This is a genomic window from Arthrobacter sp. Z1-15 (assembly GCF_054792395.1).
On record NZ_CP096454.1, the window covers coordinates 258,153 to 273,795 of the forward strand.

10 protein-coding genes are annotated in these 15,643 nt (G+C 65.8%); 3 read left to right on the forward strand and 7 right to left on the reverse strand.

Annotation, left to right across the window (positions count from 1 at the left end; translation table 11 throughout):
• Positions 1-46: 46 nt before the first annotated feature.
• Together M1D40_RS01330 and M1D40_RS01335 are read right to left on the reverse strand one after the other, a co-directional pair.
• Positions 47-1,156 carry a Gfo/Idh/MocA family protein gene (locus tag M1D40_RS01330; RefSeq protein WP_341395370.1) on the reverse strand — a complete coding sequence of 370 codons (1,110 nt, stop codon included), beginning with the start codon at positions 1,154-1,156 and terminating at the stop codon, positions 47-49.
• On the reverse strand, positions 1,153-1,893 hold the full coding sequence (locus tag M1D40_RS01335) for a sugar phosphate isomerase/epimerase family protein (RefSeq protein WP_461169926.1): 741 nt from the start codon (positions 1,891-1,893) through the stop codon (positions 1,153-1,155). The genes M1D40_RS01330 and M1D40_RS01335 overlap by 4 nt, the downstream gene beginning before the upstream one ends.
• A 224-nt stretch (positions 1,894-2,117) precedes the next feature.
• On the opposite strand from M1D40_RS01335, the gene M1D40_RS01340 reads away from it, so the two are divergent.
• Positions 2,118-3,416, forward strand: a complete 1,299-nt coding sequence (locus M1D40_RS01340; protein ID WP_461169927.1) for an ROK family protein — start codon at positions 2,118-2,120, stop codon at positions 3,414-3,416.
• A gap of 16 nt (positions 3,417-3,432) precedes the next feature.
• Here M1D40_RS01340 and M1D40_RS01345 read toward each other — a convergent pair whose 3' ends face one another.
• From M1D40_RS01345 to aceA, 4 genes are all read right to left on the reverse strand, one after another.
• Positions 3,433-4,149: a DsbA family oxidoreductase gene (locus M1D40_RS01345; protein ID WP_461169928.1), complete on the reverse strand. Its 717-nt coding sequence runs from the start codon at positions 4,147-4,149 to the stop codon at positions 3,433-3,435.
• A 12-nt stretch (positions 4,150-4,161) separates the two neighbouring features.
• Positions 4,162-5,616, reverse strand: a complete 1,455-nt coding sequence (locus M1D40_RS01350) for an amino acid permease (protein ID WP_461169929.1) — start codon at positions 5,614-5,616, stop codon at positions 4,162-4,164.
• Between the two features lie 283 nt (positions 5,617-5,899).
• Positions 5,900-7,531, reverse strand: a complete 1,632-nt coding sequence (gene aceB / locus M1D40_RS01355; protein WP_461169930.1) for a malate synthase A — start codon at positions 7,529-7,531, stop codon at positions 5,900-5,902.
• A gap of 136 nt (positions 7,532-7,667) precedes the next feature.
• Positions 7,668-8,981, reverse strand: a complete 1,314-nt coding sequence (gene aceA / locus M1D40_RS01360) for an isocitrate lyase (RefSeq protein ID WP_341395376.1) — start codon at positions 8,979-8,981, stop codon at positions 7,668-7,670.
• Between the two features lie 148 nt (positions 8,982-9,129).
• Here aceA and M1D40_RS01365 point away from each other — a divergent pair, with 148 nt between their 5' ends.
• Both M1D40_RS01365 and M1D40_RS01370 read left to right on the forward strand, forming a co-directional pair.
• Complete coding sequence (locus tag M1D40_RS01365) at positions 9,130-10,629, forward strand: helix-turn-helix domain-containing protein (RefSeq protein ID WP_461169931.1); 1,500 nt, start codon at positions 9,130-9,132, stop codon at positions 10,627-10,629.
• Between the two features lie 57 nt (positions 10,630-10,686).
• Positions 10,687-11,583, forward strand: a complete 897-nt coding sequence (locus tag M1D40_RS01370) for a DNA-formamidopyrimidine glycosylase family protein (RefSeq protein ID WP_461169932.1) — start codon at positions 10,687-10,689, stop codon at positions 11,581-11,583.
• 135 nt (positions 11,584-11,718) lie between these two features.
• Here M1D40_RS01370 and M1D40_RS01375 read toward each other — a convergent pair whose 3' ends face one another.
• Positions 11,719-15,618: a S8 family serine peptidase gene (locus tag M1D40_RS01375; RefSeq protein ID WP_461169933.1), complete on the reverse strand. Its 3,900-nt coding sequence runs from the start codon at positions 15,616-15,618 to the stop codon at positions 11,719-11,721.
• Positions 15,619-15,643 lie beyond the last annotated feature (25 nt).

A 15,643-nucleotide genomic window follows, 5' to 3' on the forward strand; every position in this document is an offset into this window, starting at 1 on the left:
GTGCTGCCAGCCGGAAGGCGGCCAGCAGCCCGGAATCAGGCCCGGCTCAGGCGAGCGTCAGGGCCGTCGGATCCCAGTCCTCGGGCAGGGCCGGTACCCGGGCGGCGGAGCTCTCCACCGTCACGAAGCTTCCGGTTTCCACGGACTCCGAGATTGCGGCCATGGCGTCCAGCACGTGGTAAGCCAGCTCGCCCTGCGCCCGGTGCGGGCGCCCTTCGCGGATGGCCCGCGCCATGTCCAGCACTCCCGTGCCGCGCGTGCCGGGAACTGACGGCGCCGGGATGGTCGTCCAATCGGTCGAGCCCGTGGCACAGATGCGGATATCGCCGTCGAACATGTTGGGGTCCGGAAACGCAATGGTGGCCTCGCTGCCCGTGATCTCGACGAAGCCCGGCCGCGGGTAGGGCGACTCAAAGCTGAAGATGCTCTGCGAGGAGGCGCCGCCCTCAAACTGTGCAATCGCACTGACGTGGGTGGGTACCGTGACGGCGAATTCCTCGCCGGCGCGCGGGCCGGAGCCGATGGTGCGGACTTCCTTGGCGCGGGATCCAAAGGCTCCGACCTTGCGGATGGAACCGAAGGTCTGCACCAGGGCAGTGAGGTAGTACGGGCCAATGTCGAAGAGCGGACCGGCACCCTCCTGGAAGAGGAAGGCGGGGTTCGGGTGCCACGATTCGGGCCCCGGGGACTGCATCAGCGTGAGGGCGGTCAACGGAGTTCCGATGTCGCCGCGTTCGATCATGCGGCGCGCGGTCTGCAGGCCCGAACCCAGGAACGTGTCCGGAGCGCAGCCCAGCCGCAGCCCGGCGGCATCTGCGGTCTTCAGCAGCCCGAGCCCGGATTCGCGGTCCAGCGAGAACGGTTTTTCGCTCCAGACATGTTTGCCGGCGTTGACCGCCGCGGTGGCGATCTCCACATGGGCTGCAGGAATGGTGAGGTTGACGATGATCTCGACGTCGGGGTGGTTCAGGGCGGCGTCGACGCCGCCGGACTCGGCGATGCCAAACTCCGCCGCACGTGCGGCGGCCACCTCCTCGAACAGGTCCGCCACGATGTGCACCTTCACGTCGGGGAAGGACGTGAGGTTCGTGAGGTATTCCTTGCTGATGACTCCGGCGCCGATGATTCCGACGCCGACAGGTCCCTGCTTGCTCATGCTGCCGGCCTTCCCGCGGTGAGGTAGTTGAAGCTCGCCTGAACGGCGTCCATCATGTTTCCGGCGTAGTCATCGAGTTCGACGACGCCGGTCTCCAGTGCCGCTGCTGCGGCTATAACGTCCCAGACGGGCATGACGCCGTCGCCCACCGGCAGCTGCGCCGCGGGGTCCGGCGTCACCGGGCCGTCCTTGATGTGGATAAACCGGACCCTGTCGCCGAGGCGGGCCAGCAGGGCTGCGGCGTCCTGCCCGCCCACTGCGGCCCAATAGGTGTCCACTTCCAAAACCACTTCGGGGTCCAGATGCGCGGCGAGGACCTCCAGTCCGGTGCGGCCGTCCGGAAGGGTTTCGAGTTCCCACCAGTGGTTGTGGTAACCCACCTTCACCCCGTAGCCGGCACCCTTGGCGGCGGCGTCGTTGAGGGCCGAAGCGGTGGCGGCTATGTCCTCCTCGGTTTTCCACCGGTCCTCGGGGACATGCGGGTCAATCACGGTGCCGATTCCGAGCATCTTGGCCGCGGCGAAGATGGCGTCCTGGTCGCTGCGGAGCAGCGGGGCGTGGCCAGAGGGGGCGCTCAACCCGTTCTCGTCCAGGGCCGCGGCGAGCTCTTGGGGGTTTTCGTGGAAGTTGTACGGTTCCACCTGCTGAAAACCTACAGCGGCCAACGCCTTGAGCGTTCCGGGGAAGTCCGCCTCCAGTTCTCGGCGGACGGTGTACAGCTGAAGGGAAAGTCTCACTCTGCGCTCCTCGGAAAAGTGCTGGCCTGATCTGGTGAATCGACTGCTGATGCAAAGGTGTCTTTCGCGGCAACGGTGCCGGGCGGAACCTGGCCGGACGCCATCAATGTGACGTGCGCCACCTTCAACCTAGGGAGACTTATGCCGACAGTCAAGCAAAAGTTGAACCAGTCGTTAGACTTCTGCCGGATGACTTTCATATGGGGGCGTGCTATTCGTTGGTCATGACATATATACAGGCCCCGGCCGTTGCCGGCAGCGCACCCGCCGGCAGGGACGGAACCGCCGGCAGGAGCGTGGCCAACGGCAGGAGCGGGATCACCGGGGGAGGATCTGCCGGCGCCGGGGCTCCGCCGGTCGGAAACCCGGCGGGGGATATGTTCCAGCTGCTGCGCGACGGGCATGCCCGCACACGGTCCGAGCTTGCGGCAGCAACCGGACTGGCGCGGTCAACGGTGGCAGCACGGGTGGACCTGCTTCTTGCCTCGGGACTGGTGGGCCCGGCCGGCGAAGCGGTGTCCTCCGGCGGCCGGCCGCCGTCGCGCGTTGCCTTCAATCCCGACGCGAAGATGGTCCTGGCAGTGGATGTGGGCGCCACCCATATCCGGGCAGCCGGGACAAACCTGGTGGGAACCGAGTTTTTCCGGTCCGCGGCGGCCATGCCGGTGTCGGCGGGTCCCGAAGCCATTCTGGACTGGGTGGTTGCGGCAGGGCGGGACATGCTCGCCGCTGCCGCCCGCCCGGAAGCGGATTTGGCCGGAGTCGGCATCGGGCTGCCCGGACCCGTGGAGCATCTCAGCGGACGTCCGGTGAAGCCGCCCATCATGCCCGGCTGGGACGGGTTCGACGTCGTCGACTACATTCAGCGCAGCCTCCGGGTTCCGGTGCTGGTGGACAACGACGTCAACATTATGGCGCTGGGCGAGCGTGCGGCGTACTGGCCGGGCCACGACGATCTGCTGTTCATCAAGGTGGCTACCGGCGTCGGTGCCGGCCTGATCAGCAGCGGCCAGCTGCAGCGCGGCGCCAACGGAACCGCGGGGGACCTGGGGCACGTGCGGGTGGCGCGGGGCGACGGCATGGTGTGCCGCTGCGGCAACACCGGTTGCCTGGAAGCGCTCGCCTCGGGGCCGGCGCTGGCCCGGGCCCTGCGGGAGGCGGGCCTGGCGGCGGAGACAGGCGACGATGTCCTGGAGCTGGCCCGGCACGGGGAGCTGCAGGCCATCCGTGCGCTGCGCCAGGCCGGACGCGATGTGGGGGACGTGCTGGCCACCTGCGTGAACCTGCTCAATCCCTCGGTGATCGTGATCGGCGGGGGAATGGCTGCCGCCGGCGAGCAGCTGCTCGCCGGCGTGAAAGAAGTGATTTACTCACGCTCGCTGCCGCTGGCCACCTCCAGCCTGCAGGTGGTGGCCTCCGCGGCCGGAGACCGCGCCGCACTGCTCGGCGCCAGCCTGATGGTGACCGAACATCTGCTCTCGCCCGAGGGCGTGGAGCGGGAGCTGGCCGCGGCAGCCGGGTAGGTTCGAAAGCTGGCTGCTAGCAGCCGTCCGGTCCGCAGGCGGGGCCGTCTGCCGATCCTGAAGCCGGAGGCGTGACCATCTGCAGCGGACGCGATTCCTCCCAGGCAGTTTCCAGCGCCTGGGTGAACAGTTCCGGGGGCTGGGCGCCGGAGATGCCGTACTTGCGGTCGATCACGAAGAACGGCACCCCGCTGACGCCGAGCTGCCCGGCTTCAGCAATGTCCGCGTTGACCTCTTCCGTGAACTCGCCGCCGGCCAGCATTGCCTGCACCCGGGCCGGAGCCACTCCGGCACGGGCGCCGATCTCAGCGAGGACTTCCGGGCTGCCGATGTCGCGGCCCTGCTCAAAGTGGGCCGACAGCAGCGCTTCCTTGACGGCGTCGGCCGCCGCGGGGCCCGCTTCGGTGCGGGCCAGATGGATCAGCCGGTGCGCGGAGAAGCTGTTCGCCACCACCAGGGAATCGAAGTCATAGTTCAGGCCGACTCCCGCCGCCTGGGCCGTGACCTGTTCCAGCATGCCGGCCAGCTGCACCGGATCGATGCCCTTGCGCTCGCTCAGGTACTGCACCTCGGTGCCGTCGTAATGCTCGGGCAGGGACGGGTCCAGCTGGTAGCTGCGCCACGAGACCTCCACGTCGTCGCGGTGCTCAAAACCGGCGAGTGCGGCTTCGAAACGGCGCTTTCCGATGTAGCACCAGGGGCAGGCAATGTCAGACCAAATTTCAACCTTCATGCCGGGTGCAACCTAGGAAACCACTCCGGCATTCCCGCTGCTGCGCGGAGCATCTTCGGCGTTGACCCACTCGATGCCCGTCTCGTCGACCAGCTCGGCGCGCATCCGGCCGTCACCGCGCACCCACAGCCGGTAGGCGACAAAGAGCAGCCCGATCCAGACGACACCCACAATCAGGGCCACCCGGGTATCCGGCATGACGCCCAGCAGTACCACGATAAACACCATGAAGGCCAGTGCCGCGTAGGACGCGACCGGCCAGAACGGCACGCCGAACTCCGACGCCGGTAGCCCCCGGCGCTTCATCTCGCGCTTCATGGCGATGTGCGAAAGCAGGATCATCAGCCACACCCACACAGTTGCGAAGGTGGCGATCGAGGCGATGATCTTGAACAGGTCCTCGGGCAGCAGGGCGTTGAGGACGACGCCGGCGAGCAGCACCGCGGCCATGGTGGCCACCGTCATCCACGGCACGCCGTGCCGGGAAATTTTGGCGAACGACGCCGGTGCCTGGCCCTGCCGGGCCAGTCCGTACAGCATGCGGCCGGCACCGAAAATATCGGCGTTGATGGCGGAGAGCGCGGCGGTGATCACCACGACATTGAGGATATGCGCTGCCGCGGGGATGCCCAGGGAATCGAATATCTGCACAAACGGGCTGGTGGCGCCGTCGATGTCCTGCCACGGGAAGATCATCATCAGCACGGCCAGGGCGCAGACGTAGAAGAGCAGGATGCGCACCGGCACGGTGTTGACCGCGGCGGGGATGGCCTTTTTGGGGTTGTCCGCCTCGCCGGCGGTGATGCCGACCGTTTCGATGCCGCCGAAGGCGAACATCACGATGGCGAAGGACGCCAGCAGGCCCCAGAATCCGTTGGCGAAGAAGCCGCCGGAACCGAGCATGGTCTCCAGCCCGGGGTTTGCCGTGTCCGGCAGTCCGAAGCCGAACACCACGATGGCCGCGCCGCCGACGATCATCGCCAGGATGGCCGTGACCTTGATGATCGAGAGCCAGAATTCCGTCTCTCCGAAAACCTTCACCCGCATCAGGTTCAGTGCCGAGATCAGCAGGACCGCGGCAAGGATCCAGATCCAGCGCGGGACGTCGGGGAACCAGAAGCCCATGTAGATTCCCAGTGCGGTGACGTCGGCGATGGCCACAATGGCCATTTCAAAGGCGAAGGTCCAGCCGGTGATGAAGCCTGCGAACGGGCCGAGGTAACGGCTGGCGTACTGGCCGAAGGACCCTGACACCGGATGCCGGACAGCCATTTCGCCGAGTGCCCGCATGACCAGGAACACGGCTGCGCCGCCGATAATGTATGCCAGCAGGACGGCCGGGCCGGCCGACTGGATCGCTGACGCGGAACCGTAAAAGAGGCCGGTGCCGATCGCGGAACCAAGCGCCATGAACCGGATATGCCGGATATTCAGACCACGGGCCAAGGCCTGGGTAAAGGAGGACATTGAAGCAAACACACCTTGGGATTGGGGAGGTACGCCCAAACTAGGGGCCTATCCATGGTACGCCGGTGCGGGAGGGGCTGCCGTTCGCGGGGTCACGGCGGGCCCTGCGGGGGTGGCGACGGCGGGCTCCGGTAACTTCAACAGGGCGTCGGAAACTTCAATAGGGCCCGGACGGCAGCAGGGTCCGGAGCCGCACCCGGTCCCGGACCCTGCTGGTATTTCTGTGCTGGTATTTCTTTGCTGCGTTGTCCTCGCTGCGCTAACCGGAGCGCAGCTGCCGCCGCTACACCGCAGCGAGCTCCTGCGCTTCATGCAGGAACCGTGCGTAGGCCGGCACCGTCAGGAAGGTCGGGAAGTGCTCGCCGCAGGCCACTTCCTCGAAGAGCTCCCGGGCGTCGTCGAAGCGGTCGCCGTCAAACCGCTGCAGGGCCTCGAATTCCTCGTCCACGAGTTCCTCCACCCACTGGTGCGTGATGATCTCGCCCTCGTCGGTGACGGCTGAGGCATGGATCCACTGCCAGATCTGTGAGCGGGAGATTTCGGCGGTGGCGGCGTCCTCCATCAGGTTGTTGATCGCGGCCGCTCCGTTGCCGCGCAGCCAGGACTCGATGTAGCGGATGCCCACCTCGATGTTGCTGCGGATCCCGGTTTCGGTGATGACCCCGGGGGTTCCCGCGATGTCCAGCAGCGACTTCGCATTGGGAACCACGTCTTCCCGGCTGCGCCCGAGCTGGTTCGGCTTCTCGCCGAGCACGCCGTCGAACACCTCCATGGCCACCGGAACCAAATCCGGGTGGGCCACCCAGGACCCGTCAAAGCCGTCGTTCGCTTCCCGTGTCTTGTCGGCGCGCACCTTCTCCATGGCGACGTCGTTGGCCGCTGCGTCCTTGCGGTTCGGGATGAAGGCGGCCATGCCGCCGATTGCGTGGGCGCCGCGCCGGTGGCAGGCACGGACCAGCTGCTCGGTGTAGGAGCGCATGAACGGTGCCGTCATGGTGACCAGGTTCCGGTCCGGCAGGACGAACCGGGGGCCGCGGGTACGGAAGTTCTTGATCACGGAGAAGATGTAGTCCCAGCGGCCGGCGTTCAGTCCAGCGGCGTGGTCGCGCAGTTCGTAGAGGATTTCCTCCATCTCGAAAGCGGCGGTGATGGTTTCGATCAGCACCGTCGCGCGGATGGTGCCCTGCGGGATGCCGAGCAGGTCCTGGGCCAGGACAAAGATGTCATTCCACAACCGGGCCTCGAGGTGGTTTTCGATCTTCGGCAGGTAGAAGTAGGGGCCGCGGCCCTGTGAGATCAGGCGCTGGGCGTTGTGGAAGAAGTACAGGCCGAAGTCCACGATGCCGCCTGCAATCGGAGTGTTGTCCACCAGCATGTGCTTTTCCGGCAGGTGCCAGCCGCGGGGACGCACCACGATGGTGGGCAGGTCGGTGAGCGAGGTGCCCTGCAGCTTGTAGTCCTTGCCCTCGGGAGAGGTGAAGTCAATGCGGCGGTCCAGTGCATCGCGCAGGTTCAGCTGGCCGTTGACCACGTTGGCCCACGACGGCGTGGAGGAGTCCTCCATGTCAGCCAGCCACACCTTCGCGCCGGAGTTCAGCGCGTTGATGGTCATCTTGCGGTCCACCGGACCGGTGATTTCCACACGGCGGTCTTCCAGTCCGGGCGCGGTGGGCGCTACGCGCCAGGAGTCGTCTTCGCGGATGCTGCGGGTTTCGGGCAGGAACGTCGGGTCGGCACCGTTGGAGATCTGCGTCCGGCGGGCCTGGCGCTGCTGCAGGAGTTCCTGCCGGCGGCTGGCCGTGGCCCGGTGCAGCGCCTTGACGAAGTCCAACGCCTGCGGGGTGAGGATTTCCTCCTGCCGCCGCACAGCGGAAGCGGTGAGGGATATACCGTTCAGGGTGATGGGGTCGTTCATGGCGTTCTCCTTCGGGGTCTTTCGAGGCTGGGGGATGATGCTGCTGCTAAGAATCCGCCGAGATGGCAGAAAGTGCTCTTCTCAGGGCTGGTACGGGCACTTTCTGCCATCTCGCGGGATGGGTTGTGCCGGGGTGTTAGTGGAACTGGGCGGATTCGGTGGAACCGGCCAGCGCCAGGGTGCTGCCGTTCGGGTTCAGCGCGGTGGCGATGGCGTCGAAGTATCCGGTGCCGACCTCGCGCTGGTGCTTGGTGGCTGTGTAGCCGCGGGACTCGGAAGCGAATTCCTTCTCCTGCAGTTCCACATAGGCGCTCATGCCGTTGCGGGCGTAGCCGTGGGCCAGGTCGAACATCGAGTAGTTCAGGGCATGGAAGCCGGCCAAGGTGATGAACTGGAACTTGAAGCCCATGGCGCCCAGTTCGCGCTGGAACTTGGCAATGGTGTCGTCGTCCAGGTGCTTCTTCCAGTTGAACGACGGCGAGCAGTTGTAGGCCAGCATCTGGTCCGGGAACTCAGAGCGGACAGCCTCGGAGAACTTGCGGGCCAGCTCCAGGTCCGGAGTGCCGGTCTCCATCCAGATGAGGTCGGAGTACGGCGCGTAGGCTTTGGCCCGGGCGATGCAGGGTTCAATACCGTTGCGGACCTTGTAGAAGCCTTCCGCGGTGCGGACGGGCTGTCCGTCTTCACGGAGGATGAATTCGGAGTCACGCTCGTCGACGTCGGACGTGATCAGCGTGGCTGCCTCGGCGTCGGTGCGGGCAATAACGACGGTGGGCGTGCCGGCGACGTCGGCCGCGAGACGGGCGGCGTTCAGGGTGCGGACGTGCTGTGCGGTGGGGATGAGTACCTTGCCGCCCAGGTGGCCGCACTTTTTCTCCGACGCGAGCTGGTCTTCCCAGTGAACACCGGCGGCACCGGCCTGGATCATGGACTTCATCAGCTCGTAGGCATTCAGCGGCCCGCCAAATCCGGCTTCGGCGTCGGCGACGATCGGCACCAAGTAGTCATCAACGCTCTGGATGCCTTCGGCGAATTCGATCTGGTCGGCGCGCATCAGGGCGTTGTTGATGCGGCGCACCACGGTGGGAACCGAGTTGGCCGGGTAAAGGGACTGGTCAGGGTAGGTGTGGCCGGAGTTGTTGGCGTCGGCTGCCACCTGCCAGCCGGAGAGGTAAATGGCCTTCAGCCCGGCCTTGACCTGCTGCACGGCCTGGTTTCCGGTCAGCGCGCCAAGGGCGTTGGTGTAACCGTCGTCGCCGGCGTTGCGCACCTGGTCCCACAGCTTTTCAGCACCGCGGCGGGCCAGCGTGTGCTCTTCGGAGACCCGTCCGCGGAGGCGAACGACGTCGTCGGCCGTGTAGTCGCGCTGGATTCCTTCCCAGCGCGGGTTGGTGGCCCAGTCGGAAGCGAGCTGCTCGGCCGTGGGGGCGGTGTTCTGGTCCTGGGTCATTCGAACGTCTCCTTGAAGGGTTTTCCTGCAACCGCCTGCCGTTTTACCGGGGCGGTTCTTGCTGTGAAACCAACACTGCGGCAAGAACAACCCCCTTTCCAGAGGTTTTCTCTGGCAAGAAACGCACTTCTTCGCATAATCTGAAAATGTGACTGACACAACATGGCACCGGCCCGCTCCGGCACCCCGCAAGCCGGTTCCCGGCTCCGACGTCGAACGGACGGTGGACGTCATCAGCATGGGCCGGCGCATCCGGCACCTGCGCAAAACCAAGGGGATGACCCTGGATGATCTCGGTGCCGCCGTGGGTACCGTCGCCTCGCAGCTGTCACTGATCGAAAACGGCAAGCGCGAGCCAAAGCTGGGCATGATGCAGTCGCTGGCCGCCGCGCTGGACGTGAGCATCGACCAGCTGCTGGGGTCGGAGCCGCCCAGCCGGCGTGCAGCGCTGGAGATCGAGCTCGAGCGGGCCCAGCGCGGACCGCTGTACGCGTCCCTTGGGCTGCCCACGGTTCGGATCAGCTCCCGGCTGCCCACTGACGTGCTCGAATCCCTGGTGGGGCTGCAGTCCGAGCTGGAGCGCCGGCTGAACGAGCAGGTGGCCACCCCCGAAGAGGCCCGCAGGGCCAACGGTGAACTGCGGAAAATGATGCGCGAACGCGACAACTACTTTCCGGAATACGAGGAGGCCGCGCAGCAGGTGCTGGACTCCGTGGGCCATACCTCGGGGCCCCTCTCGCAGCACGTGATCGCCGATATCGCGGCCCACCTGGGCTTTGCCCTGCACCATGTTTCCGACCTGCCGCACTCCACGCGGTCCGTGACCGACCTGAAGAACCGGCGGATCTACCTCACCCAGTCCCAGCGCTCGGACCACGATCCGCGGTCGGTGCTGCTGCAGGCGCTGGGCCACTATGTCCTGGGCCATCAGACGCCGCGCAGCTACGGGGAGTTCCTGAGCCAGCGGGTGGCGACCAACTACTTTGCCGCAGCGCTGCTGCTGCCGCAGAACGCCACCGTCGAGTTCCTGCAGCGGGCCAAGGCAGCCAAGGAGATTGCGGTGGAGGACATCCGCGACGCCTTTGCGGTGTCCTATGAGACGGCGGCCCACCGGTTCACGAACCTTGCCACCAGGCACCTGGGCATCCCCACCCATTTCCAGAAGGTCCATGAGTCGGGCATTGTTTACAAGGCCTACGAGAACGACGGCGTGACGTTTCCGGCCGACCACACCGGCGCCATCGAGGGCCAGCCGATCTGCCGGTACTGGACGTCGCGGGAAGTGTTTGCGGTGCCGGACAAGTTCAGCGCCTTCAACCAGTACACGGACACTCCGGCCGGCACCTATTGGTGCACCGCCCGCACCGAGCGGAGTTCCGGCGGCCTGTTTTCACTCAGCATCGGCGTGCCGTACGCCCACGTGAAGTGGTTCCGCGGGCGTGACACCACCGCCCGATCCAAGTCCCGCTGCCCGGACCCGGACTGCTGCCGCACGCCTCCCGGCGAGCTGGCTTCGGAATGGTCCGGATTCGCCTGGCCCAGCGCCCGGGCGCACTCGCACCTGCTGGCAGCCCTGCCGCCGGGGGCGTTCCCCGGGGTGGACGAGACCGAGGTGTATTCGTTCCTGCAGTCACATTCCGGGGACTGACCCGGGGGACTGATTCCGGGGACTGACCGAACTCCGGTCAACCGTTAGGGTAGGTCCATGCCAGAGATGCCCGAAGTGCAGGGTCTCGTCGACTTCCTGCGGGAAAACCTCCTACCGTCCGGCGCTCCGCCGGCTGTCATCTCCGAGGTGGAGGTGTTGTCCTTCGCGGTCCTGAAGACCGCGGACGTGCCGCTGGACGCGCTGCAGTCCGCGCCGGTGTCCGCCGTCGAACGCCGCGGCAAGTTCATTGTCCTCAGTGCCGGCGGGGTGCACCTGGTGATGCATCTGGCCAAGGCAGGATGGCTGCGGTTCTCGGATGCGCTGAAGCCGGGCCGGCTGCGCCCCGGCAAGGGGCGGATGGCGCTGCGCGTGCGGTTCGCCCCGCGGGAAGGACAGGGCAGCGCCGCGGATGAGCCCGGGTTCGACCTCACGGAAGCGGGCACCAAGAAGGCGCTCGCGGTTTATCTGGTGCGGGATCCTTCCGATGTTCCGGGGATCGCCCGGCTGGGGCCGGAGGCGTTCGACGTCGACTTTGACACCTTCGCGGCCCTGGTCGCCGCACACCGGGGCCAGATTAAGGGCCTGCTGCGGGACCAGTCGGTGATTGCCGGGATCGGCAACGCCTACAGCGACGAAATCCTGCACGCCGCCCACCTGTCGCCGTTCGCCACCGCCGCAAAACTGAAACCTGAAGAAGTCTCGCGGCTCTACCAGGCGCTGCGGGCCGTTCTCGAGTCCGCGAACGCCAACGCGGCCGGCCGGCCGGCGGCCGAGCTGAAGGACTCCAAGCGGCGGGCCATGCGGGTTCATGCCCGCACGGGAGAGCCCTGCCCCGTCTGCGGGGACACGGTCCGTGAAGTCTCCTTCGCCGATTCATCGCTGCAGTACTGTCCCACCTGCCAGACGGGCGGGAAACTCCTTGCGGACCGGAGGCTGTCCAGGCTCCTGAAGTAAGGATTACGGCGGGAGACGCCGCCGGTCTCCACACAGAAGAGCAGGCCACGCAGAAGAGCAGGTCCCGGATTCCTCCGGGACCTGCTCTTTGCCGTGCTGGTGGTTACTGCGTTTCGGAACTAGGTCCTTTCGGAACTAGAAGGAATTGCAGCCGCCGTTGTCCTTGTTGTAGGTGTCCAGGCGGTGGATGAACGCCGCCATGGCTTCACGGGACACGTTCTCGTACGGGTGGAAGCTGGCATCCGGGTAACCGGTGGAAACACCGGAGTCCTTCATCCACGAGATTTCCTTGTGGAACTGGTTGTCCACAGCAACGTCGGTGAACGATGCCGTACCGGGTGCCTGGTAGCCCAGCGCATCCTGGACGGAGCACTGCTCGCCGGCGAACCGGCTCATGAAGGCAGCCATTGCATCACGGGCCACCGGAGCAACCGGGCGGAACGAACCGTCCGGGTAGCCGGTGGAGATTCCCGTGGACGCAAGCCAGGAGATTTCCTTGTAGAACTGGGCGCCCGGTGCGATGTCCGTGAAGGGGGATGCATCCGGTGCGTCGTATGCCGGGGAGCCGGCCAGACGGTACAGGAATGCAGCCATGGCATCACGGTTGATGGAGCCGGCCGGACGGTAGGTGCCGTCGTCGTAACCGGTGGTCAGGTCCTGATCGGCCATCCAGTTGATGTCATCTTCGAACATGCCGCCCGGAACGTCCGGGAAGCGCAGCGGGCCGAGTTCAACCTTGGCGACCTGGTCCTTGACGCCTTCGGCGTTGTGGTGGTGCAGGAACAGTGCCTTGCCTTCGGTGGTGCCGGCCTGCCGGTTGACCGCCAGGCTGGCGGCGTCGGCGTCCACGAAGACGCTGGCGCCCTCGCTACCCTCGGCTCCCTGGAACCACAGTGCGGGCTCCGTGACGTTGAAGCCGATCCAGTCGGTGGAATCAACGGGCACCATCTGGCCGCTTTCATCAACGCTGAACGCGTTGATGGTGGAAACCCGGTACTGAATCGGTGCGGACTGCGTAACGTCCAAACCGAGGGCAGCAACGGGGATGGGCAGAGTGACCACATTGGTGTCGAAGTTGTTGGTATCCCTGTCTCCGAGAGTGCCGTTCACCGGGAAGATGGCCAGCGGATCGCCGGTTGTTCCGTCGACGATCGGGTAGAGGGTAAATACCGCGAGGTCCACTCCATCAAGCGTGCCTGTGGCAGCCAGGAAGTCAGCCGCGCCGTCGTTGTTGGTATCGAGCTCCACCGAAATCTGGCTGTTGCTGTTCAGCGAGGCCCAGTTTTCCCAGGTGCTCAAGCCAACGTTGAGGACGGCCTCAGCCGGATCTCCGTTGGCGGCAGCGAGTGCCGGAACGTTGGAGGAAGCTCCTACGGTCCGCAGGTCCAGGGAGTACAGCGACTCCAGGGCCAGGTCGCTTTCGCGATCGCTCTCAGCGCCAAGCACCAGCGGGGTCACGAGCGAAACATAGGCTTCGCTGTCCTGGCCCTGGTTCAGGGCCCGGCCGCTGAAGGAGGCCAGCGTAGAGAGCGCGGACTCGTCAGCGAACGTGATCTTGGAGCTTGCTTTCATGGTGGAGGTCGGCTTCGGAGCGGAGTAGACCGGCACCCGGAGGGTTTCGGAGTTCTCGCTCGTCAGCTGCAGCCGGCCCGAGGCCTCCGCAAGGTACTGCCGTGCGATCTCGGCTTCACCCTGGACCTTCTCAGCGGCGGGGTCAATCGTCTTGGCCAGCGCCGCGGGATCCGCGATGCTGAGCGTGACCGGGACGGTTGCCTGGCCGTTGGCCGGAACGGAGACCGGTGCGGTTGAGGTGGTGATGGAGACGCCGGGAACCTGTGTTGCGGCCAGGTACTCGGCTGTGAAGGTCTGCGGGGAATCCCCCTTGTTCTCGACGGTGACCGAGCGGGTGAGCTCGATCGGCTTGGCGCCGAGTTCCAGGACGCCGAAGTTCACCGAAGTGAGCCGCGGATTCTCGGAATCGTAGGCGAAGACCTTCGTCTCGAGTGCGTCCAGCGCATCCACACGTCCCGAACCAACGCGGTTCGGAGCGTAGGCAATTCCGTCGGCCGTCAGGAGATCGTGGGTGGCGGTGTTCATGATGATCGACTTGACTTCATACGGGTTGTAATCGGTCGCAGCAATCACCAGAGCCGCAATGCCCGCAACGTTCGGAGCCGCCATGGACGTTCCGCTCTTGATGGAGGCACCGGTGCCGGTACCCACCTGGGCGGACTTGATCTGGGTGCCCGGTGCGGCGACGTCCGGCTTGATGACGCCGTTGGAGCCGTGGACGCCGCGCGAGGAGCTGGCGTTCAGGGTATCCAGTGCGCCGGACTCTCCGGTTACTGAACCCAGCAGATCGGTGGCGAGCTCGAGTTCGAGCGTGCCGGCCTCTGCTGCGGGGCGCAGTTCTTCGGAGGAATCCGCAGTCAGCTGGATACCGGGAATCAGCGCGTTGCCGCCCACTCCGGCATCAAAGCCGTTGAGGGTGGAATCGACGACGACGCCGGCGAAGCCGGCCTTCTCGGCGTTGTCCCAGCGGACCTTGGAACCGCATTCGCGGGTGTTGGAGTCGTCATCCCAGGAAAGCCAAACCCACTTGCCGGCATTGTCGCCGGCATCCAGGGGAGCACATCCGTCGGAGTTGTCGCCGTCCGGACCCATGACAACGGTGCCCGTGAGGGCGTCCGCCGGCGCGCCTGCGTAGTTGAAGCTCGCCGTGTACTGGCCGGATGCGGTTCCTGCCGCGGGCGCCAGGACCTTGGCTGCGTCCAGGGTGGTCTGCGAACCGACGCTGTTCGCTACGGTCAGCGCTGTTTCAGCGCTGCCCGGTGAACCGCCGATGTCATAGATGTCTCCGGAGTTGCCGGAGGAAACCACGGACAGGATGCCCTGCGCGGTCAGCGCGTTGACAATGTCGTTTTCCGGATCATCGTAGGCGGGGAAGCTGGAGCCCAGGGACATGTTGACAACCTGGGCGCGGTCGCTGAAGTCGCCGTCGCCGTTCGGGTCCAGGACGTAGTCCAGGGCCTGGCCGACAACCTCGGAGGAGCCTTCACAGCCGAACACGCGGACGCTGACGATCTTGGCTTTGGGAGCAGTTCCCGGGCCGATGCCCATGGCATTAACATCGTCTGCGGTGAGGGTCGAGTAGTCGCCCTCGAAGGTGGTGCCGTCTGCGTTGGTGCCGTAGCCCGCGGCTGTGCCGGCAACATGCGAGCCGTGGCTCTGGCAGTCCAGCGGGTTCGCGTCCGGCTTGGGGATCGGGCTGTACAGTGCGGGAACCGACGGGTCGGCGTTGTAATCGTCGCCCACCAGGTCCCAGCCGCCGGCAAACTTCTCCGGGTCGTAGAGACCTGAATCCGGCGCCGGCATGGAATCCGAAGCCTGCGCCTGGGCGAAGGCTTCCAGGGTGCCCGGACCGCCGAAGTCGGCGTGCGTGTAATCCAGTCCGGTGTCGAGGACAGCGATGGTGACGCCCTCACCGGTCTGGTCCCGCTGAGTCCAGGAGTCCAGGGCCCGGACATCGATATCCCCGCCCTTGTTCTCATAGGTCTTGGGGATGATGCCGGTGATTTTTGCGACGTCGCCGCGGGCAGCGAGGGCCCTGATGGCTTCTGCATCACCGTTGATGGCAACACCGGGAATGGTGTTGGTGGTGGTGTAAAGGATGCTGGAGGAAGCCTGTGCGGCAACTTCCTCAGCCTGTGCTTCAATCGAGGCGCGGATCTGCTGCACCTCGGCCGACTTGTTCTGCGGTGCCGCAAGCCCGTCACGGACTTCCTGCGGCTGAGTCTGTTCAAAGGCGCCTTTGCCGGTGAACTGAACGAACACTGAGACCGGGCCCTGCTTTGTGGACAAGTCAGTGGAGACCTTGAGATCAGGCGTCACGCGGGCAAGGCCCTGTGCCGTCGGATCACCCTGTGTGTTCCCCTCCACGGCCGAAGCCGGGGTCCACATACTGGAGACCAAGGCCAGGCCGGCAAGTGTTGCCAGCGTGGCCCTTCCTGATCTCCGATGGTTTGGATTGTTCATACTTCTCCTTATTTAAAAGAGGATG